Here is a 23,795-nt window from a genome sequence, read left to right on the forward strand (position 1 = left end):
AGTTGAAATGATTTTAATTATACCTCCATTGCGAATTGCATGGAGGTATTTTGAATTTTGGGGACGGTTCTTTGAATTTTGGGGACGGTTATTTTTGATTGATTAAAACATATTGTCTTATAATTTGGATGCTTGCAAAAGGATTGGGATATTGATATTATAGTTACAGAGGTGAGAAATTAGAAATGAATTTAATGGAAGAATGTACCATATGCCCGAGGAACTGCGGGGTTGATAGGACAAAAGGGGAAAAAGGATACTGCAGGGAGACCGATAAGCTTGTCGTTGCAAGGGCCTCTCTTCATATGTGGGAAGAGCCGTGTATTTCGGGAAAAAATGGTTCAGGAGCTGTTTTCTTTTCCGGATGCAATCTTGGCTGCGTATACTGCCAAAATTACACCATATCAAAAGGAATGACAGGAAAGGAAATTACAATAGAAAGGCTTGCTGAAATTTTTCTCGAGCTTCAGTCAAAGGGTTCTCACAACATTAATCTTGTAACGCCCACTCACTTCGTGCCGCAGATAATTGATTCTCTTATTATGAGCAGGAGTAAAGGACTTAAAATACCCGTAGTTTACAATACCGGCGGTTATGAAAAAGTTGAAACTATAAAGATGCTTGATGGACATGTTTCTGTATATCTTCCGGATTTAAAGTACATGGATGGTAATATTTCAAAGAAATATTCAAATTGTGAGGATTATTTCCAGCATGCATCTAAAGCTATAGAAGAAATGGTGAATCAAACAGGTGAAATTAAATTTGATGATGACGGAATGGTTGTTAGAGGGGTAATTGTAAGGCACATGACTTTGCCTGGATATCTTGAAGATTCCAAAAGGATAATCAGATATTTGCATGAAACGTTTGAAGATAAAATATACATGAGCATTATGAATCAATACACACCGCTTCCTAATGTTACGAAGTATCCTGAAATAAATCGTAAGATAAGAAACGATGAATATGACGAGCTTGTTGATTATGCTGTGAGCATAGGAGTTGAAAATGGTTTTATTCAAGAAGGGGAAACGGCAATTGAAAGCTTTATCCCAGATTTTGATTGCGAAGGAGTATAAAAAAATACCTCCTTATATAAAGCACGGTTATAAGCGAGGTATTTTTATGTTTAATTTGTTTAGAATTTTTTTAAGAAATCCGGTATTTTGAAATCGTGGGATTCTTGTTCATTTACAGCTTTTCTTTTGTCTTCAGAAACAACAGATGCGTTTGTTGAGGAAATTTCTTCAATTATGTCAAATCCTGTAGCAACAACAGTGATTTTAATCTCATCACCCAGAGATTCATCAATATTTGCACCAAAGATGATATTAACTTCAGGATCTGAAGCTTCTTCAACAAGTTTTGCAGCTTCGTTAATCTCGTGGATTCCCATGTTCAAACCACCTGTGATATTTAAAATAACTCCTCTTGCTCCGTTTATGGATGTTTCCAAAAGGGGACTTTGTATCGCTTGTTTTACAGCACTAATAGCCTTGTGCTCGCCACTTGCCTGACCGATACCCATATGAGCTAATCCTTGATCAGACATAATTGTTTTAACATCAGCAAAATCCAAGTTTACTATGGCAGGAATTGCTATTAAATCTGATATACCTTGTATACCTTGCCTTAAAACATCATCTGCCATAGAAAATGCTTCAAGCATAGTAGTCTTTTTATCTGAATTTTCCAAAAGTCTGTCGTTTGGAATAACTACCAGGGTATCTATGTTTTCCTTTAATTTTTTTAATCCTTGTTCTGCATTTTTCATTCTTTTTCTGCCTTCAAACATAAAAGGCTTTGTTACTACTGCAACTGTCAATATTCCTTGTTCTTTAGCAATTTTTGCTATGCAAGGAGCTGCACCTGTACCGGTTCCGCCACCCATGCCTGCGGTTATGAACAGCATATCTGCACCGGAAACCATTGCTGCTATTTCTTTTTCATTCTCCAGAGCTGATTTTTCTCCAATCTCAGGTTTTGCTCCGGCACCCAATCCGCTTGTTAAATTCTTTCCTATTTGAAATTTTACATCTGCTTTTGAATTAGCTAATGCTTGTTTATCTGTGTTAACACTTACAAAGGTTACACCTTTCACACCTGCTTCTATCATTCTGTTGACAGCATTGTTGCCACCTCCGCCAACGCCAATAATTTTAATATTAGCTAGTTTTTCTGATGTATCTTCAAATTCAAACATATAAGTCCTCCTGCGAGAGATATAATCTCTCTTTTGTCATAAATATTTTGCATTCTAAATTAGTTACTATGATATTTTACAACTTTTTATGAAACTTTGCACGCTTTATATAATGATGTTAATAAATTAAAAAGCACGATATCCAGGGTTTAAGCTTCATTGACTTTCGAGACAACTTCTATTTTACAAAATTTTGTCAAAAAAATAATTATTTTGTAACCAAGCACTAATATAATCATACAATATTAATGACCTTTTATTTTAAATGGTTAATAATTTTAGGAGCATGATAATATGGCAACAATATTACAGCAAGATTGTGAAAACTTGGCTGACTATACGGATACGAGTATACCGGTAACAGTAGAGTATGATGAAGCCAATTCTATTCCAATACCAGGTCCAGGAGAACTTCAAAAGTTTTGTTATATAGTTACTCAAGTAGAAGAACCAACTGCTTTAAGTCATTGGCTTTTAGGTATATGTTCTGACTTAACAATTGAGGATTTTGGAGAAATAACAGTAACTATTAACGGCGTTCCACAAACTGTTATTACAGATCCAGATGATCCAAATGTAAATGTTGAAATTTTTACAGATGACAATCCTGATCCATCATCAGGGTGTTCTGGAATAAAATTTAATTTTGGATTAGATGAAGCAGAAGATGTTATGACAGTATGCTTTGAACTATTAGAAACACACCAAATCGGTCCAAATAATGTATGTTTATTTGGCGGAGGAGAAACAGAAACCGGATTAAGTGTTTGCGGCCCTATATGTGGAATAATAGAAGCTTGTGACACTACAGTTTTCCAAACCATAGGAGTTTGTGTTCCGGTTACGATTACACCTTTTGCTTTAGTAGGGCCTATAAATGTAACATGCTGTGGCGATGCAAATATTTCTACTGAACCATGTCCTGAAAATCTCGAACCATCTTGTACTTTTTATGTAAGACGTAATATTTGCGCAGAAGTACCAGTTAGAATTGGTGCAACGGGTGAACCAGGCACTGCAACTGTTATTTGCGGCACTCCATCAGAAGAACCATGTGACTGTGGAAATGGTAATGATTAATAACTAAATACTGGACTGTTGGCTAAGTATCATTAAATTTGTTATACAGTAGGTGAATAAAGGGCTTGTCTGTTATAGACAGCCCATTTATTATCAATTTTTTTACAATATGTAACCAGGCTTCCTAATAAACATAAAATAGTATTAGAAATTCAAAAAAAATTTGCTAAAAGGGGTATGTTTATGTTTAATGAAAACTTTCAGAATAGAGAAGATATATGTTGCTCAGTTTGCGGAGAAACTGGTTGTGAAGTAAATGCTTTTCAGGAAATAGATGTTTGTGTTCCAATAACCATAGAACCATATGTTAATATAAGTGAAGCAGTAGTTGAATGCATAGAAGATCCATGTATAGTACCTGCTCCTTGTTGTACATGGAATAAAAACGGAACATGTAAATTTACTATTGCACAAAAACTTTGCGTTATGGTTCCAATTGAATTTAAAGCGTCAGCAAGCAGTGGACCAACTTCTGTTATCTGCGGAGATGCATCTGAAGAAGATTGCCCAGCATACGATTGCGATGAAAAAGGAGGATGTGATTATCATCACAAACCATACAAATTCTATATTAAGGGAAAAGAAGTATAGAAGACTACTGAATTGAAGTTGCGAATACAATAAAGCTGATGTCGTTTAAAAAATGACACCAGCTTTTGATTTGAAGCAGTTACATAATAGTATGTTCTATAAATATTTTAAGCCCTATGATGATTAAAATTGCTCCACCAAGTATTTCAGCTTTTTGTTTAAATAATTCTCCAAATTTCTTGCCTAAATTCGAACCAATAACTGAGTTTATAAATGTTATGATTCCTATAGACAAAGACGCGTTCACTATATCAACCTTCATTACTGCAAAACCCATTCCTACAGCCAATGCATCAATACTGGTTGCAATAGCTTGTAAAAACAACATTTTATATGTAAGAAATCTCGCGATTTTTAAGCATGGCTCAGGATTTTTAAGTTCTTTGATTGCTCCTACTATCATTTTTCCGCCTATGAATCCAAGTAAAATAAGTGCAATCCAATGATCTAAAAATGAAATTGTTTGGCTGAATGTACAACCTACTATGTAGCCAAGTATTGGCATAAAGGCCTGAAAAAATCCGAAAACAAGTGCAGTTGATAAAATTTGCTTTTTTTGAATGTTGCTAAAACACATACCATTTGTAATTGAAACTGCACAAGCATCCATGGATAAACCTATTGAAGTAAATAACAATGCAATTGAACCCATGATTTCTCCTTAGTTAAAAATTAAAAACTTATCAAATTTTTATTCATGAAATCCATTAATTATATCATGGGTGTTTTTTGTTTTCAAGCTTATTAAGCATATTTACAGAATTATTATTAAAATAGTAATTGATATATGTCAAAATAGTGGTATAATGTGGTTAGAATACTACACATGTTAAAAATATTGGAGGAACTATTTCTTACAATTCATCATTAGAAAGCAATATTACTTGCATTAGGATGAGAACGCCGGAAAACGTTTCTGAGTATTATGGAATGTGTTCGGTATGCACAGCAAATTGTATAGGCTTTATACATATGATGACATTTTCAAGAGGAAATCAGATAAAATTTATTATAAAAATGTTTCATGCTTTTTATAAAGGGTATAATGAGAAGTGAGTTTAAGATTTATGGGGAGGTATATATGGAAGAAATTAAGGCAGGATGTGCAATGCCTGCAGGTACAGAAAACTCTCAATCACCAGAAGTAAAAGAAGAAGTTTTTTTGTCAGAAAGCATGTTGAAGGAGGAAAAAGAGATGATTAAAGTAGGAAAGCCAGCACCGCAATTTTCAGCGCAGGCATTTTCGAATGGAAAATTTGTTAATGTAAGTTTGGATGAATTTAAGGGTAAATGGGTTTATCTGTGTTTTTATCCTGGAGACTTTACATTTGTCTGAGCTACAGAAGTAGCAGCAGTTGCTGCTATGAATAAGGAGTTTGAAGAGTTAGGTGCTCAGGTATTATCTTGCAGTGTTGATTCAGTTTTTACTCATAAAGTTTGGAATGATCAAGAGCTGTCTAAAATGATAGGTGGTAATATTCCTTTCCCAATGTTATCTGATCAAAATGGAGAAATAGGGAAATTATATGGCATATACAATGAAGAGTCAGGAACTGAAACAAGAGGCAGGTTTATTATAGATCCTGATGGTATCATTCAAGCATTTGAAGTACTTACTCCTCCGGTTGGAAGAAATGTGTCTGAAGGAATCAGACAGTTAAAAGCATACCAGCTTGTCAGAAGAACAGGTGGAGCTGAAGTAACACCTTCAGGCTGGAAACCAGGCAAAAAAACATTGAAGCCAGGTATTGAACTCGTAGGAAATGTATGGAAAGAATGGAATGTAAAAGAAGCATTTGATGAATAACAAGAATAATTACCCCCGATTGAATTTCTCAATTAGGGGTAATCTTATTGTGTAAACAGTAATGACTTAAAAAGTTTAAACTATAAATTTATATTTTTGTAAAAGTTTACATTTAATTATTGCATTAAAAATATGGTTCTGTTATAATACGTAAATAAGTTAATATATTACTGTGATTGGAAGTAGTAGATTTGTACATATTTTTAGAGAGCTGTTGGTTGGTGAAATACAGCAATATGAAAAATTGAACTCGTCCATGAGTATTTGAAGCGATAAGTAGTTTCAAACGGCAATCCCGTTAAAATAAAGAGTGAGGCATAATGCCTAATTTGGGTGGTACCGCGGATAGTCTTCGTCCCAGCAGGGAGAGACTTTTTTTTATGCCCTAACCCAATTTTTTCGAGCGATAGCGAAGATAAAAATTGCGGTAGGTCAAACGCAACGAGTTCCCGATTTATGCGAACGATAGTGAGCAAATAAATTGGAGAACGAGACTGTGAAATGCCCTAACAACAAATAAAAATATATTATATGGAGGAACAAAATGAAATCATACAATCCACAATCCATTGAGAAAAAATGGCAAGAAATTTGGGAGAAAAATGAAACTTTCAAAGCACAAGATAATTCTGAAAAAAAGAAATTTTATGGTCTGGTAGAATTTCCGTATCCATCAGGAGTAGGTCTGCATGTTGGCCATATTCGTGCATACACATCGCTTGAAGTTATTTCAAGAAAAAGAAGATTAGAAGGATTTAATGTATTGTTTCCTATTGGTTGGGATGCTTTTGGACTTCCTACCGAAAATTATGCAATGCAGACAGGAAAGCACCCAAGAAAAGTTACAGATGACAATATAAAAGTGTTCACAGCTCAATTAAAAGCAGCCGGATACTCTTTCGACTGGTCAAAAACTGTGGATACAACTGACCCAGAATATTACAAGTGGACACAATGGATATTTGTACAATTATTCAAGCATGGTTTGGCATTCAAGGATAAAACATATGTTAACTTCTGCAATAAATGCAAAGTTGTACTCGCAAACGAAGAGTCACAGAATGGTGTATGCGATCGTTGCGGCAGCGAAGTTGTACAGATGGAAAAAGATGTATGGTTTTTGAAAATTAGAGAGTATGCTGATAAATTGCTGGAAGGACTTAATGAAGTTAATTTTCTTCCTAGAATACGACTTGAACAGGAAAACTGGATAGGACGTTCTTATGGTGCTGAAGTTGATTTTAAATTAAAAGATACTGATGATAATTTAAGAGTATTTACAACAAGACCGGATACATTGTACGGAGTTACTTTCATGGTTATAGCTCCGGAACATCCATACCTTGAGAAATATGCTTCAAGAATTACTAATTTAGATGAAATTCATAATTATCAAGAAATGTCAAGAAAGAAAACTGAATTTGAAAGAGTCCAGCTTGCCAAAGACAAGACAGGTGTTGAGATAAAAGGATTGACTGCAGTAAATCCAGTTTCAGGAGAACAAGTTCCTGTATGGGTTGCTGATTATGTAATGATGGGTTATGGTACTGGAGCAATCATGGCTGTTCCGGGACATGATACAAGAGACTGGGAATTCGCAAAGAAATTTAATATTCCAATAATTGAAGTAATAGAAGGCGGCAACATTGAAGAAGAAGCTTTCATAGATGTTGAAGACGGCATAATGGTTAATTCAGGAATGCTCAACGGATTGAGAGTTAAAGAAGCTATTGCTAAAATTATAGATTTCTTGCAGGAAAACAAATTAGGTGAAAGAAAAACAAATTATAAAATGAAAGACTGGGCATTTAACAGGCAAAGATACTGGGGAGAACCAATTCCAATAATTCATTGTCCTCACTGCGGAATGGTTCCGGTTCCTGAAGAAGAATTACCGTTATTGCTTCCGGATGTGGAAAATTATCAGCCAACAGATACAGGAGAATCTCCTCTTGCAAACATTGAAGAATGGGTTAATGTTAAGTGCCCTGTTTGCGGTGGAGATGCAAAGAGGGAAACTGATACCATGCCTCAATGGGCAGGTTCTTCATGGTATTTCTTAAGATACATGGATCCAAGAAATCATGATGCTTTAGCTTCTCAGGAAAATTTAAACTATTGGGGACCAATTGACTGGTACAACGGCGGAATGGAACATGTTACCAGACATTTGATTTACTCAAGATTCTGGCATAGATTCCTTTATGACATTGGAGCAGTTCCATTCCCAGAACCATATGCTAAGCGTACGGCACAAGGCTTGATACTTGGTTCTGACGGAGAAAAAATGTCAAAATCCAGAGGAAATGTTGTTAACCCTAACGATATTATTGATGAATTCGGAGCAGACACATTAAGAACATATATAATGTTCATAGGCGACTATGAGAAATATGCTATATGGAATGATTCAAGCGTTAAGGGTTGCAAGAGATTCTTAGACCGTGCATGGAAACTTCAAGATATGATTGCTGAAGGAGAAGGATATTCAGATAAACATATGACTTTAATGCATAAAACAATCAAAAAAGTAAGCGAAGATTATGAAGCAATGAAGTACAACACTGCAATTGCTGCAATGATGAGCTTTGTAAATGAAGTGTTTAATGACGGTTTTGTGACAAAAGATGAACTTAAAACTTTCATAACATTGTTAAACCCTGTTGCTCCTCACATTACAGAAGAAATCTGGGAGGAACAAAACTTTGGAGGAATGCTTAATGAAGCTGGCTGGCCAGTTTGGGATGAAGAAAAAACGGTTGATGATGTTATTGAGCTTCCTGTTCAAATAAGCGGAAAAGTAAGAGGAAAAATCACAGTGTCAAAAGATGCTGATTTGGAAACTGCGAGGAAACTTGCAATTGATGATGAAAATATCAATAAATATTTGGAAGGAAAAACTATAGTAAAAGAAGTTTATGTACCAGGGAAAATATTTAATATTGTTGTAAAATAAAAACAATTGATGAGCAATAGAATAGCGATAGACGAGCAATTGATTAGCAAATGTTAAGTCTATCGCTTTCTTATTAAATTTGTTGTTTTGGAGGCTTATGTGAATAATATTGAAGAAATAAAATTTGAATCTAAAGAAGAATTATATGATTGTGTGAACATGACACTCGAAGGTTTAATTTCTGAGGAACCTGACTGGCTTGCAAATTTATCCAATGCTTCGGCTCTTTTATGGATGTTCATGAATGATATAAATTGGGCAGGTTTTTATTTATATAAAAATAACGAGCTTGTTCTCGGACCTTTTCAAGGAAAGCCTGCATGCACTCATATTCAACTAGGTAAGGGAGTTTGCGGAACAGCTGCAATGTCTTTGCAAACGCAGCTTGTTAATAATGTTCATGAATTTCCAGGTCATATAGCATGTGACTCATCATCAAATTCAGAAATAGTAATACCAATTGCAGTGGGAAATAAATTAGTTGGAGTGCTTGATATAGACAGTCCTAGATTAAACAGATTTGATGAAATAGACCGAACATACTTGGAAAGATTTATGTCACTTCTTGTCAAATATGTTCATTTTCCCGAAGCCTTTATTTAACAATCAGAAAATTTGACACTCCTTTTCACATAAAATTAGAAATGGAATAAATTTTTAATTGATAAAATAACATCTTGTATTATACGAACGTTTATTATATAATTATTAAAAATATTCGTACGGAGACAATATGAAAAAATATAAAAGAAATCAAAGAATTGGTGCATTAATGAAAATTTTCGCAGAAAAACCAAATTATATATTCTCATACAATTATTTTTCGGAAATTTTCAATGCAGCAAAATCAACTATAAGTGAAGATGTAGCAATAGTAAAAGAACTTGTTTTTGAATTGGATTATGGAAGGATTGAAACTATTTCAGGAGCATTAGGCGGAGCTGTTTTTATACCGGTGATGGGATCAAAAGAAAAAAGTGATATATTGTCCGAATTATGTGTGCTGTTTTCTCAAAGAAATAGAATATTGCCAGGCAATTTTATTTATATGACAGATATATTTAACAATCCTAATATTGTTACAAATATCGCAAAGATTATAGCTTCTGAGTTTTGTGATGTGAAAATTGATTATATAATTACTGTTGAAACAAAGGGCATACCTGTTTCTGTAATGACTGGGCAAAAGTTAAATGTTCCTGTAGCTGTAATAAGGCGAAATAACAAAGTAACTGAAGGAGCAACAGTTAGCATTAACTATGTTTCAGGATCTTCAAACAGTATTCAGACGATGTCCTTGTCACGCAGGTCATTAAAAGAAAATTCAAAAGTGCTGATTGTTGATGATTTCATGAAGGGTGGCGGAACCTGCAAAGGTATGGCTGATATGATGAGAGAGTTTAATGCAGAAGTGGTTGGTACTGCTGTTGTAATAGAAACAAAAGAGCCGGAAAAGAAACTCGTAGACAATTATTTGTCGTTGTTAGTGTTAAATAAGATTAACGAAAAGGACGGAATTGTCGAAATTGAGCCTAATCACAAATTGTTAAAATAATTTCATACTTTTTTATCCAAAAAAGAAAATGTTTTTTTGCAATTATTTGATTAATATAGTATAATGAATTGAAGTGGACATAATCTTTTGGGGGAAGGTGGTGACAACGTGAAAATATCGGACGTTAGGGTAAGAAAAATTAACTCAGAGGGCAAAATGAAGGCAATCGTTTCCGTTACCTTTGATGATTGTTTCGTGGTACATGATATTAAGATAATTGAAGGGCAAGAAGGATTGTTTATTGCAATGCCGAGCAGAAAAATGCCTGATGGAGAGTTTAAAGATATAGCTCATCCAATTAATTCTGAGACAAGAAATCTTGTAGCAGAAGCTGTGTTTAAAGCTTATGAAGAAAAGCGCAAAGAAGAAAGCGAACATGCTGAAGAAGTAGCTTTATTGTAATGCAAAACTGATGATTGGCAAATCACAGTCGGGGGTCTTTTATAAGACCCTATTTTTCTGTGCGAAACTTTTTTTGACTTAATACATTTTATGAGATATAATGTTTCAGTATTACAAAATGAGGAGAAATAATATGAATATGTCAATTATTTTAGCAGCCGGAGAAGGGACAAGAATGAAGTCAGAAACACCAAAAACTTTACATAAAGTTTGTGGGAAAGAAATGATTAAATATGTTATTGAAGCTGCTCAAAAATCAGGAATAGAAAAAAACATTGTAGTTCTTGGACATGGAAAAGAAAAAGTTGGACACAATATTAAAGATTTAGGAATAATAACAGTAGAACAGCCCATAGGAGATGGTGCACCATATGGTACAGGGTACGCAGTAATGGCTGCAAGTGCTTTCATTAATGACGATGATACTGTTGTAATTCTTTGTGGAGATGGTCCGTTGATAAGACAGGAAACATTGACAGATTTTATAAAATTTCATACAGAAAATAATTATGCTGCATCAGTTATGACATCTTTTCTAGACAAACCAAAAGGTTATGGAAGAATTGTAAGAAATGCTGACTCATCAATCAGCAATATAATTGAAGAAAAAGATGCAACAGATGAAATAAAGCGAGTAAAAGAAATAAATACAGGAATATTTTGTTTTAAAGGAAAATCATTGAAAAATGCTCTTAATAAAATCGATACTGATAATTCACAAAATGAATACTACCTTACTGATACGATTAAGGTTTTAAATGAAGAAAAGTGCAAAATCGGAGGATGGATATTAGAGGACGCAACTGATATCAAAGCAGTTAATGACAGGGTGCAGCTTGCTGAAGTTGCAAAAATAATGAGGGATCGCATTAACAATAGACACATGGTATCAGGGGTTACTATTATTGATCCGGAAAACACATACATAGATGATTCTGTTGTTATTGGAAATGATACTGTTATTTATCCGGGTGCTTATTTAGAAGAAGGAACTATAATAGGTTCTTATTGCACAATCGGACCAAATACGAGAATAATAAATTCAATTGTAAAAAACAATGTAACTGTTGAAAGTTCAAAAGTAATTGAAGCATCAATTGATGAAGGGACAACAGTAGGTCCGTTTGCATATTTAAGACCAGGCAGCATATTGGGCAAGAATGTTAAAATAGGTGATTTTGTAGAAGTAAAGAAATCAACTATTGGAGATAATTCCAAATCATCTCATTTATCATACATTGGAGATGCTGAAGTTGGGAAAAATGTTAATATAGGATGCGGTGTTGTTTTTGTAAATTATGATGGCAAGAAAAAAAGCAAAACAACTGTTGGCGACGGGGCATTTGTTGGCAGCAATTCAAATTTGGTTGCTCCTGTAAATATTGAGCAAGGCGGCTATGTGGCATGTGGCTCAACTATTACAGATGATGTAGAAGAAGGAGACTTGGCAATAGCCAGGGCTAGACAAGTTAATAAAAAGGGATTAGGAAAAAACAGATACTAAGAGGTAAATATGTATATAATTGCAGGACTTGGCAATCCGGGTAAAGAATATACAGGCACAAGACACAATGTGGGCTACGATACGATGGATTATCTGGCAGAAAAGTACAATGTAATAATGAACAAGCTAAAATTCAACTCCGTATATGGTGAAACGAACATAAACGGAGAAAAAGTTATGCTTGTAAAGCCTGTAACATATATGAACAGAAGCGGAATTGCCATACAAGAAATAATTAATTTTTATAAAATTCCATTAGAAAATTTAATTGTTATTTACGATGACATCGATATACCTGTTGGAGCACTTAGAATAAGGCCAAACGGAAGTCCGGGTACTCACAACGGTATGAAATCCATTACTGCCCATGTGGGAGGCGGTAATTTTCCAAGGGTTAGAATAGGAATAGGAAGAAACCCTGACATGGATTTAGCTGACTATGTGCTTCAAAAATTCAGTGTTGCTGACAAGGAAAAAATAAATCTCATTATGGAAAAAGCAGCCGAAGCAGCAGTTGAAATAATTTCTAAAGGAACAGACAGCGCAATGCAGAAATACAACATAAAAACAGTAGATTGATAAATAATTGTAGTCAATTGTTAGAAGGATTATTATGAATAAAGTTTTATTTGAACAATTTCAAAAAACAGATAAATATACCAAAATTTCAGAAAATTATAAAAACGGTAAACGCCAGCTTATTCAAGGCATAAATGAAGAAAGTTTGGCTTATTTGTTATGCAATTTACTAGATACTACAGCTAATAAAATTTTACTGTTAACAAGCAATGAAGCAAAGTCCAGGAAATATGAGGAAAGCATTAGAACTTACATAAACGAAGGAGACCGACTTCAGCCAAAGGAATTTATTTTATACAACGTAGATGCATTGAGCAAGGATGTGGAATATAAAAGAGCCAATGTTCTTGATAGAATTTTGCATTCTAAAAAATCCATCATAACAGCATCGGTAAATTCATTCATTACACGTGTAATGCCTAAAGACAGGTTTAAGGAAAGTATTATAGAATTGAAGTATGGTAAAAACTATGATTTGAATGAATTGCGCAGCAATTTAATCAAACTCAAGTATGAAAGAGTCGATGCCATAGAAGGTGTAGGACAGTTTTCTGTCAGGGGAGGAATTATTGATGTTTTTTCTCCATCTGAAACAAATCCCTGCAGAATAGAATTTTTTGATGACGAAGTTGATTCTATAAGACTTGTAGATTTAAAAACTCAGCGCTCAATAAAAAATTTAAAATCAGTAAGAATAATCCCTTGCAGCGATTTAATGTTTCAGAAAGAAGAAATAAAAAAAATCCTATCAGAAATTGATAAAGATTATCAAAACAGGATTAGTAAAATTCAAAACCTGCAAAATTCCAAAGAAATTGAAAAAAGACTTAAAAACCTTTATAGCAGTTATCAGGATAAACTAAGAGGTGGAATTGGCATTGAAAATGCTGACCTTCTTGTGCCTTTTATAAAAGATAGTTTTGTAAATGTCTTAGATTATTATGATGATGATTTTATTCTTGTCATAGATGAACCAGAAAGAATTTTTGAAGAAGTAAAAACATTAAATGAAAGCTTTGAATTGAAATACAGCGAACTTTTTGAAAAAGGAGAAATATTCACAAAACAAAGCAATGTTTATTTAAATGAAAAAGAAATAATAAATAAAATTTCTGAAAAATGCTTTATATCTGTTAATGGCAAAAATAAAATATTTGATACTGACGAAACTGTACATCTCATGTTTAAGGAAGCTCCATCTTATTATGGAAAGCTTGAAGATTTATCTAAGGATTTGAATCGTTTTAAGTACAAAGGCTACAAGGTTGCAATAATTTTAAGCAGCAGTGATGGATGTTTAAAACTTCATAATTTATTAAATGATTATGAATGCAGCACTGTTTTATCAAAAGATACAAATATTGTTGCTGAAAGCGGACAGGTGATAATAGTATCTGGAGAATTAAAAAAAGGATTTGAGTATTATGACAATAAATTCCTTGTGCTTACGGAAAATGAAATATTTGGATCATTCAGAAAAAAAGTTCACAAAGCAAAAAAACAAAAAGGTTCAAAAATTGATATTTTTACCGATTTAAAAATCGGAGATTATGTAGTTCACGAACATCATGGTATAGGACAATATGTTGGCATAGAAAAAATTGATGTTCAAAATATTAAAAAAGACTATTTGTGCATTAAGTATAAAGGTGAAGATAAACTTTTTGTTCCTGTTGACCAAATGTCTCTCATACAAAAATACATTGGTTCTGATTCTGAAAAACCAAAATTGAACAAAATGGGCAGCGCTGATTGGACAAAAGTCAAGGAGCGTTCAAAAGCGGCCATTGAAAATATGGCTGGTGAATTAGTCAAACTATATGCACAGAGAAAAGTTGTAAAAGGTTATGCATTTTCTCCTGACACAGAATGGCAAAAAGAATTCGAATATAAATTTCCGTTTCAAGAAACAGATGATCAGCTTAAGTGCATAAAAGAAATTAAAAAAGATATGGAAAAGCCTTTGAGCATGGATAGATTATTGTGCGGTGACGTAGGCTTTGGAAAGACAGAAGTTGCTATGAGAGCTGCTTTTAAAGCAGTAATGGAATCAAAACAGGTTGCTATACTTGTTCCTACCACTATTTTGGCACAGCAGCACTTTACAAATATTGTAGACAGATTTAGAGGCTATCCCATTAAAATTGAAATGCTAAGCAGATTCAGAACACATCAGCAGCAAGCAAAAATCGTAAACGATTTAAATAAAGGACTTGTAGATGTAGTTGTTGGAACTCACAAGTTACTTTCTAAGGATTTGAAATTCAAAGATTTGGGACTGTTAATAATTGATGAAGAGCAACGCTTTGGTGTAAAACACAAAGAATTAATAAAGCAGCTAAAAACAAATATAGATGTACTAACTCTTTCGGCAACACCTATACCTAGGACTCTGCATATGTCTATGATTGGCGTAAGAGATATGAGCATTATATCTGAACCGCCTGGTGATAGGCTTCCTATTCAAACGTATGTAATTGAATATAATGAAGGAATTGTAAAGGATGCCATTGAAAAAGAACTATCCAGGGGAGGTCAGGTCTATTACGTTCACAACAAAGTAATAGATATAGACAACACAGCATCAAAACTGCAAAAATTGCTCCCGGATGCTCGCATTGCTGTAGCTCATGGGCAAATGGGAGAAAGGCATTTGGAAAACATAATGCTGGATTTTGTTAAAAAGGAATATGACATTTTGGTGTGTACAACAATTATTGAAACGGGTATGGATATACCGAATGTTAACACTTTAATTATTGATAATGCAGATCATCTGGGATTATCTCAGCTGTATCAGCTTCGCGGAAGAATAGGTAGATCAAATAAAGTTTCTTTTGCATACCTTACTTATGAAAAAGATAAGATGCTTTCAGAAGTGGCTGACAAAAGACTAAAGGCAATAAAAGAATTTACTGAGTTTGGATCTGGTTTTAAAATAGCTATGAGAGACTTGGAAATAAGAGGCTGTGGCAACATTCTCGGAGCAGAACAACATGGGCATATGCTTGCAATAGGATATGATTTATATGTTAAATTCCTTGACAGAGCAGTCAAAGAACTTCAAGGAACTATGACAATTGAAGAAGATTTTGAAACAAGTGTGGATTTAAGTGTAGATGGGTATATTCCATCAACATATATTGAAAACGAAGAACAAAAAATTGAAATTTATAAGAAAATTGCAGCAACAACATGTAAGGAAGACATTTTTGACATTACAGAGGAAATAATAGATAGATTTGGGAATCCTCCAAAGGAAGTTGACAACCTCTTGAAAATATCTTACATTAAGTCGCTGTGCAAGAAGTTACATGTGAAATCCATTACTCAATCCGGAAATACAGTAAATTTGGAAATGAACTCAGGAAATGACCTTAATCAGAATTTAATAGGTTTTTTAATTGATAATTACAATTCAAAAATAAAATTTGACGTATCGAAAGAACCTGTTATAAAATACAAATTAGATTCCTCGGAGCAAATAAAAATACTTGAGGAAATTGAAAAATTCTTTGAAATATTAAATAAATATAAAACAGGTTTAGAGTTACCTGTTAAGGAGGAAAAAAATGAATAAATTTAAAAAGTCAATTGGCTTAGCATTAACACTTTGTATCGCATTAGCTGTCACAGCATGTTCTAGCAACAGCGGTCAAACAACTCCAGATATATCCGAAGAAGGTGTTATAGCAATTGTAGATGATAAAGCAATAACACAAACACAATACGATGAATCTTTGGCAGTGTATAAAAAAATGGTAGAATCTCAATATGGCGAAGGCGCATGGGATACTGAGATTTCAGAAGGCAAGACTATGGGTAATTTTTATGAAGATGCTTTATTGGATAACATAATATTAGAAATTATAATGGTCGAAGCTGCAGAAAAAGACGGAATAACATTGTCTGACGAAGATACTGATAAAGAATTGGAAGATTTTAAAGTGAATTTTACAAATGATGATGAATACACACAATTCCTAGAGAAAAACGGAATGACAGAAGAATATTTGAAGGAAGCTTTGAGAAAAGAATCTATAATAAATCAGTATTTAGCAGTTAAAATAGAAAACTTACAGCCTACTGATGATGAGCTTGAAACCATATTTAATGATTTGAAAATGAATCAAAAAGTAAGAGCAAGACATATATTAGTTGCAACTGAAGAAGAAGCAAAAGCTGCAATAGAAAGATTAAATAACGGTGAAAAATTTGAAGATCTAGCAAAGGAATTATCAATAGATACCGGAAGTGGTGCTAACGGTGGAGATTTGGATTATTTTGCATATACTGACATGGTTCAGCCATTTTCAGAAAAAGCTTTTGCAATTGAAATCGGTGAAATAAGTGAACCTGTGCAGTCAGAATACGGCTATCACATAATTGAAGTAACAGACAAGACTGTTGATGATACTATAACTGTAGAAACAGAAAAAGCTTCATTGACTGAATACTATAAGTCATATAAATATGAAGATTTGTTGGCAGATTTAAAAGAAAATGCAAATATAGTAAAGAAATAATAAAATGTTAATTTAAGTAAAAATTTGTTGCTATTTGTAAAATCTTCCTATATAATGTAAATGATATTTCCATTATTATTCGTTAACAATTAAGGATAAAATCTATTAAAGTGCAAATAATAGAAAATATTAAAAGAAATGTCATTTAAATATAAAATTATGCAATTGGAGGAACATATCATGAAAGCAACTGGAATTGTCAGAAGAATTGATGATTTGGGCAGAGTAGTAATCCCAAAAGAAATTAGAAGAACATTGAGAATAAGAGAAGGGGATCCTTTAGAAATATTTACTGATAGGGAAGGTGAAATAATACTCAAAAAGTATTCGCCAATTGGAGAATTGACAGAATTTTCAGGGGAGTATGTTGAATCTTTATTTGAAACTACAAGGCATATTGCAATAATAACTGATAGAGATGGCGTAATTGCAGTATCCGGAAGTTCTAAAAAAGATTATACAGAAAAAAGATTGAGTCCAGAGCTTGAGAAAATCATTGAAAGCAGAGAAGTATACATTACAAGTGGCAATGCAAAACCAATCAGAATTACTGCAAATGAATTTAATCCTGACAATTATACAGCTCAAGTTATATCGCCAATATTAGTACATGGTGATCCTATAGGTGCAGTAATACTTTTATCAAAAGATAAAACAGCTAAAATGTCTGAAGCAGAAGAAAAACTTGTTAAAACTGCAAGTATATTTTTATCAAGACAAATGGAAAATTAATGTTGTAACATGGAGGAGTTCGTGAGGACTCCTTTTTTATGTACTAGGAAAGTTCTCTTTCCTAATGCATAAAAACGAGGATTGCAAAGGACAAGACGTCCTTGCCGTTAGGGGGGTGCTCAGCAACTTTTTTAATTACCCAACTTTGTAAAGAAGTAAAAAATTTTAAAAAAATAAATCTTACAAAACTTAAGAGCAATATTATTGTTTAGTATGGTCATGTTGTGGTATAATCATGTAATACTAAATAGTGAGGTGTGAAATGAAAATTAGATTTTTAGGTGCAGTACAAGGGGTAACAGGCTCAAGCCACTTAATACAAGTTGAAAATAAAAAAATACTATTAGACTGTGGCATGTATCAAGGCAGAGATGAAGATTTGAACTTTGAAGAATTTGAAGTTAATCCTGCAGAAATCGATTACCTCTTGCTTAGTCACAGTCATATTGATCACAGCGGTAGAATTCCGATGTTAGTAAAAAAAGGCTTCAAAGGTAAAATTTATTGTTCAAAACCAACATATGATTTATGTCAAATAATGCTTATGGATTCGGCGCATATACAAGAAAGTGAAGCAGAGTGGAAAAATGTCAAAGCGAAGCGTTCAGGAAGAAAATTAATCGAGCCTATGTACACTCAAAAAGATGCTTCGGAAAGTTTTCAGTACTTCATGCCGGTTCTTTACAATCAAATAATCAGTATAGATGAAAATATTACTATAAAATTCAATGACGCCGGACATATACTTGGTTCATCCATAATTGAGATATGGATAAAGGATGAAAGTGATATTGTAAAGCTTGTGTTTTCAGGAGATTTAGGAATGCAGGAAAAAGCATTGCTAAAGGATCCTACAATTATTGAAAGCGCAGATTATCTTATTATGGAATCTACATATGGCAATAGAATTCATGATAATATTGAACAAAGATCAGAAGCTCTTATTGAAATTATATTAAAAACTATTAAAAGAAAAGGTACTGTAGTAATACCGGCATTTGCAGTCGGAAGAACTCAGGAAATCATTTATGAACTGAATAAGTATTATGATAATCATCAGGATAAGGCAGGAACTGTTGAAGATGATTTTAGAAAAGTTTCGGTTTACATAGATAGTCCATTAGCAACAAAAGCAACGGAAATATTCAAACAAAATGCCAATGTATTTGATGACGAAGCAAGAGATTATATTATGAAAGGTGATAATCCTCTTGAATTTGAAAATCTTCATTTTACACAAAGTGCGGAAGAATCTAAGATGCTTAATTTTTCAAACGAACCAAAAATAATTATTTCGGCTAGTGGTATGTGTGATGCAGGAAGAATAAAACATCATTTAAAGCATAATCTTTGGAAAAAAGGAATCAAGTATTGTTTTTGTAGGTTATCAAGCAGAAGGATCTTTAGGCAGAAGAATTGTAGACGGTGAAAGAGATGTTAAAATATTTGGGGAGCAAATACATATAAATGCTGAAATATACAATGTTGAAGGATTTTCTGGTCATGCAGATAAAATAGGTCTTATGAATTGGTTAAAGGGATTTAAAGAAAAACCTAAGAAAGTTTTTATTGTTCATGGAGAAGCTGAGGCGAAGATTGCATTTGCAAAGGAAGTTAAAGGTACGCTGAATATAGACTGTATTATTCCTGAATACAATATGGTATATGATATTAAAAAGCAAGCTGAAGTTAAGGAAGCAGTTTTGGAAGATTCAGATGTAGCGATAATCAGACAGAAGGCAAAAGAAAATCAAATTACTGAATTACTAAGTGAAATTGAAAAACTAAGGAATACTTTTGAAAAAGCATTGAACAACACAGAAGGATATTTGAAAAAAGATAATGTAAATATTGAAAAATACAAAAAAATAAACAACAATATTTTGAGCTTGGAAAATGAGATAGTAAATTTATCCATACTGAGCGGTAAATAAGGTGAGCATAGGGTTAAAAGGAACAAAATCTAAAACCTTTTAACCCTTTTAAAAGCGCTACTAAGAAACGTTTTTCTGTCGCAAAAAAATTAAGCTTGTGATTTCATGGTTCTAATAAAAATAGTTAAAACAAAATTTATGGCACAAATTATGCATGTTAGTAAATGGCGTGTAATTATAGTTGTATTTAATATGATAAGAATAGAATTAGGTACAACCCCTTATAATTATAAAATTAGAAAGGAAGGACAATGAATGAAAAAGTTATTGACAGGAAACGAGGCTATTGCTCTTGGAGCATATGAGGCAGGTGTTCATTACGCTGCTGCATATCCTGGCACACCAAGTACTGAAATATTAGAAAATATTGCTCCTTATAAAGAAATTATAGCAGAGTGGGCTCCAAATGAGAAAGTTGCTGTAGAATCAGCTGTAGGTGCTTGTTTTGCAGGTGCAAGAACATTGACAGCTATGAAACATGTTGGACTCAATGTTGCTGCAGATCCTTTTTTTTCGATAGGATACACAGGTGTTAATGGCGGTATGGTATTAATAAGCGCAGATGATCCGGGATTACATTCTTCTCAAAATGAACAAGATAACAGATATTTTGCAAAAATGGCTAAAGTAGCCATGGTAGAACCTAGCGACAGCCAAGAAGCTAAAGATATGGTTAAAGAAGCCTTGGAAATCAGTGAAAAGTATGATACAATGGTCATGATTAGAATGACTACCAGATTGTGCCACAGCAAGTCAATAGTTGAAACAGGCGAAAGAATTGAAGTTCCTATTAAAAGTTATAAAAAAGATTTGCAAAAAAATTATATAGCTCCTGCTATAGCAAAACAATTGCATGTTAAAGTTGAAAAGAAGCTTGTGGAATTAGCTAAATTTTCAGATGAAACAGAATTAAACTACATTGAATGGAATGATAAAAAAGTAGGGGTAATTTCTGCAGGTGTTGCATATCAATATGCAAGGGAAGTTTTTGGAGATACTGCTTCTTACTTAAAAATAGGTTTTACGTTCCCTCTTCCGATGGAAAAAATAAAAAAATTTGCAGAAGAAGTTGATACTCTTTATGTGGTAGAAGAATTAGAGCCATTTATGGAAGAGCAAATTAAAGCTGCAGGAATTAATTGTATCGGAAAATCAAAAATACCAAACACTTGGGAGCTTAATCCTGATATTGTTGGAAAATCATTGCTTGGGACAGAAAAACAAACAATTGATTATGACAAAACGGTAACAGTTGGAAGGCCTCCGACTTTATGTGCAGGATGTCCTCACAGAGCATTTTACTATGAACTTTCAAAGAGAAAGAACGTAATGATAACCGGTGATATAGGCTGTTATACATTGGGAGGAGCTGCACCGTTAAATGCAATGGATACAGTAATTTGCATGGGTGCAAGTGTCAGCATGGCTCATGGCGCTAAAAAGGTGTTTGAAAAAAATAATGATGGGAAAAGACTTGTAGCAACCATAGGGGATTCAACATTCTTCCATTCAGGCATGACAAGTTTGTTGGATGTAGTATACAATAAAGGAAATACAATTACTTGCATACTTGATAATAGAATAACTGCTATGACAGGTCATCAAGAAAATCCCGGAACAGGATACACACTTCAGGGTGCAGAAACAAAAATTGCAGACATTGCAAAAATAGTTGAAGCATTGGGAATTGAACATATTAGAACAGTAAATCCATTAGATCAGGCAGATATGAAAGCTACTTTAGACTGGGCATTTGCTTTAAATGAACCTTCGGTTATCATTACAAGATATCCATGTGCACTTAAAAAATATTCAAAGGGTGATATTGAAGAGTTTGGAAAAATTAGTGGGGTTTGTGAAGTTGATCATGAAAAATGTATCGGTTGTAAAATGTGTATAAGCACAGGATGCCCTGCAATTTATTTTGATAAAGATATTAAAAAAGCTTCAATTAACAAAGCTCAATGTGTAGGATGCGAATTGTGCATGCAGGTATGTCCTGTAAATGCTATTAGTAAGGTGGGTGAGTAAAATGAACGCAAAAAACATTTTATTAGTTGGTGTAGGCGGTCAAGGAACGATACTTGTAAGTAAAATTTTATCAACAGGGCTTGTAGAAGCTGGCTATGATGTAAAAATGTCAGAAATACATGGTATGGCACAGAGAGGAGGTAGTGTTTCAACTCAGGTTAGATATGGAGATAAAATATATTCTCCTATTATAGGAATAGGAGAAGCTGATATACTGGTTTCTTTTGAAACAATGGAAACATTAAGATGGCTTGAATATTTAAAACCAGATGGAGTAGTAGTGTTGAATGATTATGAAATGCCATCGGCTCCAATACTTGAAGGAAAAGTAGATTATCCTCAAGGTATAATTGAAAAGATTACAGAGAAAGTCAATACGAAAGTAATAAATGCTGCAGAAATTTCTGAAAAATTAGGAAATATGAAAGTTATGAATGTGGTATTGTTTGGTGCTTTGGTTAAATCAATGAATTTGACTGATATTGATTGGGAAAAAGTCATTAAAAGTTTAGTCAAAGAAAAGTTCGCAGATTTAAATGTAAAGGCGTTTCACGCAGGAATTGACGCTGTGTGATGTTATAAAAAAATTGTTCAGCTTATTGCTGAACAATTTTTATCAATAGTTATAGTTATACTAATGAAAGAGGTGAAATGCAAATAAGATGACTTATAAAATATTAGCAATTAATCCAGGTTCTACTTCTACAAAAATAGCACTGTATGAAGACGAGAAAGAAATTTTTACTTATGCTATTGACCATCCGGTTGAAGTAATTGATAAATTTGAAAATGTTGAAGATCAATTACACATGAGAGAGCAATTAGTTATGTCATATTTAAAAGAAAAAGGATTTGATATTAAAGAATTGTCAGCTGTAGTTGCAAGAGGAGGAATGCTTCCTCCGGTTAAATCAGGCGCTTATATAATCAATAATCTTATGCTTGACAGGGTGGAAAAACGTCCTGTCATGGAACATGCTTCAAATCTTGCTGCGCCTATTGCATATGAAATTGCACACGATGCAGGTGTAACAGCTTATATTTATGACTCGGTAATGACTGACGAATTTCCGGATATTGCAAGAATATCTGGTATGCCTGATATTCCAAGAACAAGTTCAAGTCATGTGCTTAATACTAGAGCAATGGCAATAAAAGCAGCTAAGAAACTTGGGAAAAAATATGAAGATTTAAATATAATAGTTGCTCATTTAGGCGGAGGAATTTCAATAAATCTTCATCACGGTGGGCAGATTGTGGATTTGGTTTCTGATGATGAAGGACCATTTTCCCCTGAAAGGGCAGGGAGAGTTCCTTGCAGAGAATTGATTAATCTGTGTTACTCCGGAAAATATGATAAAAAGACTATGCATAGAAAACTAAGAGGAAAGGGTGGCTTAAAAGCTTATTTAAATACTATTGATGCAAGAGATGTGGAAAGCATGATTGCAGAAGGAAATGAACAAGCAAAATTAATATATGAAGCAATGGCATATCAAATAGCCAAGGGGATTGGAGAACTAGCCACAGTTGTAGAAGGAAACGTGGATGTAATTGTTTTAACAGGAGGTATAGCTCATTCTAAAATGCTTACTTCTTGGATAGAAAGAAGGGTTTCTTTCATAGGCAAAGTTGAAATTATGCCTGGAGAGAATGAAATGGAAGCATTGGCATACGGTGCATTAAGAGTGCTTAAAGGAGAAGAAAAAGCAAGAGAATATACAGAATAACTAAACCCGCGTAATGCGGGTTTTTTTATGATGGTTGGAATAATTATACTGGTTCATGCTATTACGAAATATAAGATGATTAACATTAACATAGTTCGTAATGATACGAATTAATATTGAACAATAATTAAAATTTGTCTAGAAAAATTATTGACAATCATT

Annotated in this window: 18 protein-coding genes, 1 pseudogene and 1 other annotated feature; of the genes and pseudogenes, 17 read left to right on the forward strand and 2 right to left on the reverse strand. The window is 33.5% G+C overall.

Features of this window, described 5'->3' with window-relative positions; genetic code table 11:
- The first annotated feature begins 185 nt into the window (after positions 1-185).
- Positions 186-1,082, forward strand: coding sequence for a radical SAM protein (locus SA378_RS02135; RefSeq protein WP_318524343.1), 897 nt, complete (start codon positions 186-188; stop codon positions 1,080-1,082).
- Positions 1,083-1,141: 59 nt separating this feature from the next.
- Here SA378_RS02135 and ftsZ read toward each other — a convergent pair whose 3' ends face one another.
- Positions 1,142-2,206: a cell division protein FtsZ gene (gene ftsZ, locus SA378_RS02140; protein ID WP_318524344.1), complete on the reverse strand. Its 1,065-nt coding sequence runs from the start codon at positions 2,204-2,206 to the stop codon at positions 1,142-1,144.
- A gap of 294 nt (positions 2,207-2,500) precedes the next feature.
- Between ftsZ and SA378_RS02145 the strand changes: the two genes are divergently transcribed.
- Together SA378_RS02145 and SA378_RS02150 are read left to right on the forward strand one after the other, a co-directional pair.
- Positions 2,501-3,286, forward strand: coding sequence for a hypothetical protein (locus SA378_RS02145; RefSeq protein ID WP_318524345.1), 786 nt, complete (start codon positions 2,501-2,503; stop codon positions 3,284-3,286).
- Positions 3,287-3,469: 183 nt separating this feature from the next.
- Positions 3,470-3,877, forward strand: coding sequence for a hypothetical protein (locus SA378_RS02150; RefSeq protein WP_318524346.1), 408 nt, complete (start codon positions 3,470-3,472; stop codon positions 3,875-3,877).
- A 79-nt stretch (positions 3,878-3,956) separates the two neighbouring features.
- Here the strand turns inward: SA378_RS02150 and SA378_RS02155 are convergent, their stop codons facing one another.
- A complete protein-coding gene (locus tag SA378_RS02155) occupies positions 3,957-4,529 on the reverse strand; it encodes a manganese efflux pump MntP family protein (RefSeq protein WP_318524347.1) in 573 nt (190 codons plus the stop codon).
- 429 nt (positions 4,530-4,958) lie between these two features.
- On the opposite strand from SA378_RS02155, the gene prxU reads away from it, so the two are divergent.
- The 14 genes and pseudogenes from prxU to buk all read left to right on the forward strand — a co-directional run bounded on the left by prxU (position 4,959) and on the right by buk (position 23,633).
- A complete protein-coding gene (gene prxU / locus SA378_RS02160; protein ID WP_412178663.1) occupies positions 4,959-5,684 on the forward strand; it encodes a thioredoxin-dependent peroxiredoxin in 726 nt (241 codons plus the stop codon).
- A 163-nt stretch (positions 5,685-5,847) separates the two neighbouring features.
- Positions 5,848-6,047 (forward strand) — a binding site (T-box leader).
- A 181-nt stretch (positions 6,048-6,228) separates the two neighbouring features.
- Positions 6,229-8,640 carry a leucine--tRNA ligase gene (gene leuS / locus SA378_RS02165; protein WP_318524348.1) on the forward strand — a complete coding sequence of 804 codons (2,412 nt, stop codon included), beginning with the start codon at positions 6,229-6,231 and terminating at the stop codon, positions 8,638-8,640.
- A gap of 159 nt (positions 8,641-8,799) precedes the next feature.
- Positions 8,800-9,243, forward strand: coding sequence for a GAF domain-containing protein (locus SA378_RS02170; RefSeq protein ID WP_318524382.1), 444 nt, complete (start codon positions 8,800-8,802; stop codon positions 9,241-9,243).
- 130 nt (positions 9,244-9,373) lie between these two features.
- The gene (gene purR, locus SA378_RS02175; protein ID WP_318524349.1) at positions 9,374-10,195 is read left to right on the forward strand and encodes a pur operon repressor; all 822 of its coding nucleotides are present in this window, start codon (positions 9,374-9,376) and stop codon (positions 10,193-10,195) included.
- A 108-nt stretch (positions 10,196-10,303) separates the two neighbouring features.
- Entirely contained in the window at positions 10,304-10,597 is a 294-nt protein-coding gene (gene spoVG, locus SA378_RS02180) for a septation regulator SpoVG (RefSeq protein WP_318524350.1), read from the forward strand.
- Positions 10,598-10,730: 133 nt separating this feature from the next.
- Complete coding sequence (glmU, locus tag SA378_RS02185) at positions 10,731-12,101, forward strand: bifunctional UDP-N-acetylglucosamine diphosphorylase/glucosamine-1-phosphate N-acetyltransferase GlmU (RefSeq protein ID WP_318524351.1); 1,371 nt, start codon at positions 10,731-10,733, stop codon at positions 12,099-12,101.
- A 9-nt stretch (positions 12,102-12,110) separates the two neighbouring features.
- Positions 12,111-12,680 (forward strand): aminoacyl-tRNA hydrolase, encoded by a 570-nt coding sequence (pth, locus tag SA378_RS02190; protein ID WP_318524352.1) that lies wholly within the window; start codon positions 12,111-12,113, stop codon positions 12,678-12,680.
- Positions 12,681-12,714: 34 nt separating this feature from the next.
- Positions 12,715-16,260, forward strand: coding sequence for a transcription-repair coupling factor (mfd, locus tag SA378_RS02195; RefSeq protein ID WP_318524353.1), 3,546 nt, complete (start codon positions 12,715-12,717; stop codon positions 16,258-16,260).
- Complete coding sequence (locus SA378_RS02200; protein WP_318524354.1) at positions 16,253-17,206, forward strand: peptidylprolyl isomerase; 954 nt, start codon at positions 16,253-16,255, stop codon at positions 17,204-17,206. Before mfd ends, SA378_RS02200 begins: the two co-directional genes overlap by 8 nt.
- 180 nt (positions 17,207-17,386) lie before the next feature.
- Positions 17,387-17,938 (forward strand): stage V sporulation protein T, encoded by a 552-nt coding sequence (gene spoVT / locus SA378_RS02205; protein ID WP_318524355.1) that lies wholly within the window; start codon positions 17,387-17,389, stop codon positions 17,936-17,938.
- Positions 17,939-18,200: 262 nt separating this feature from the next.
- Positions 18,201-19,872, forward strand: a pseudogene (locus tag SA378_RS02210) (MBL fold metallo-hydrolase RNA specificity domain-containing protein).
- A gap of 255 nt (positions 19,873-20,127) precedes the next feature.
- Positions 20,128-21,903, forward strand: coding sequence for an indolepyruvate ferredoxin oxidoreductase subunit alpha (iorA, locus tag SA378_RS02220; RefSeq protein WP_318524357.1), 1,776 nt, complete (start codon positions 20,128-20,130; stop codon positions 21,901-21,903).
- A 1-nt stretch (position 21,904) separates the two neighbouring features.
- Complete coding sequence (locus SA378_RS02225) at positions 21,905-22,477, forward strand: indolepyruvate oxidoreductase subunit beta (protein WP_318524358.1); 573 nt, start codon at positions 21,905-21,907, stop codon at positions 22,475-22,477.
- Positions 22,478-22,565: 88 nt separating this feature from the next.
- Positions 22,566-23,633 carry a butyrate kinase gene (gene buk / locus SA378_RS02230; RefSeq protein ID WP_318524359.1) on the forward strand — a complete coding sequence of 356 codons (1,068 nt, stop codon included), beginning with the start codon at positions 22,566-22,568 and terminating at the stop codon, positions 23,631-23,633.
- The last annotated feature ends 162 nt before the right edge of the window (positions 23,634-23,795 follow it).

Source organism: Sedimentibacter sp., assembly GCF_033447055.1.
Taxonomy (GTDB): Bacteria; Bacillota; Clostridia; order Tissierellales; family Sedimentibacteraceae; genus Sedimentibacter.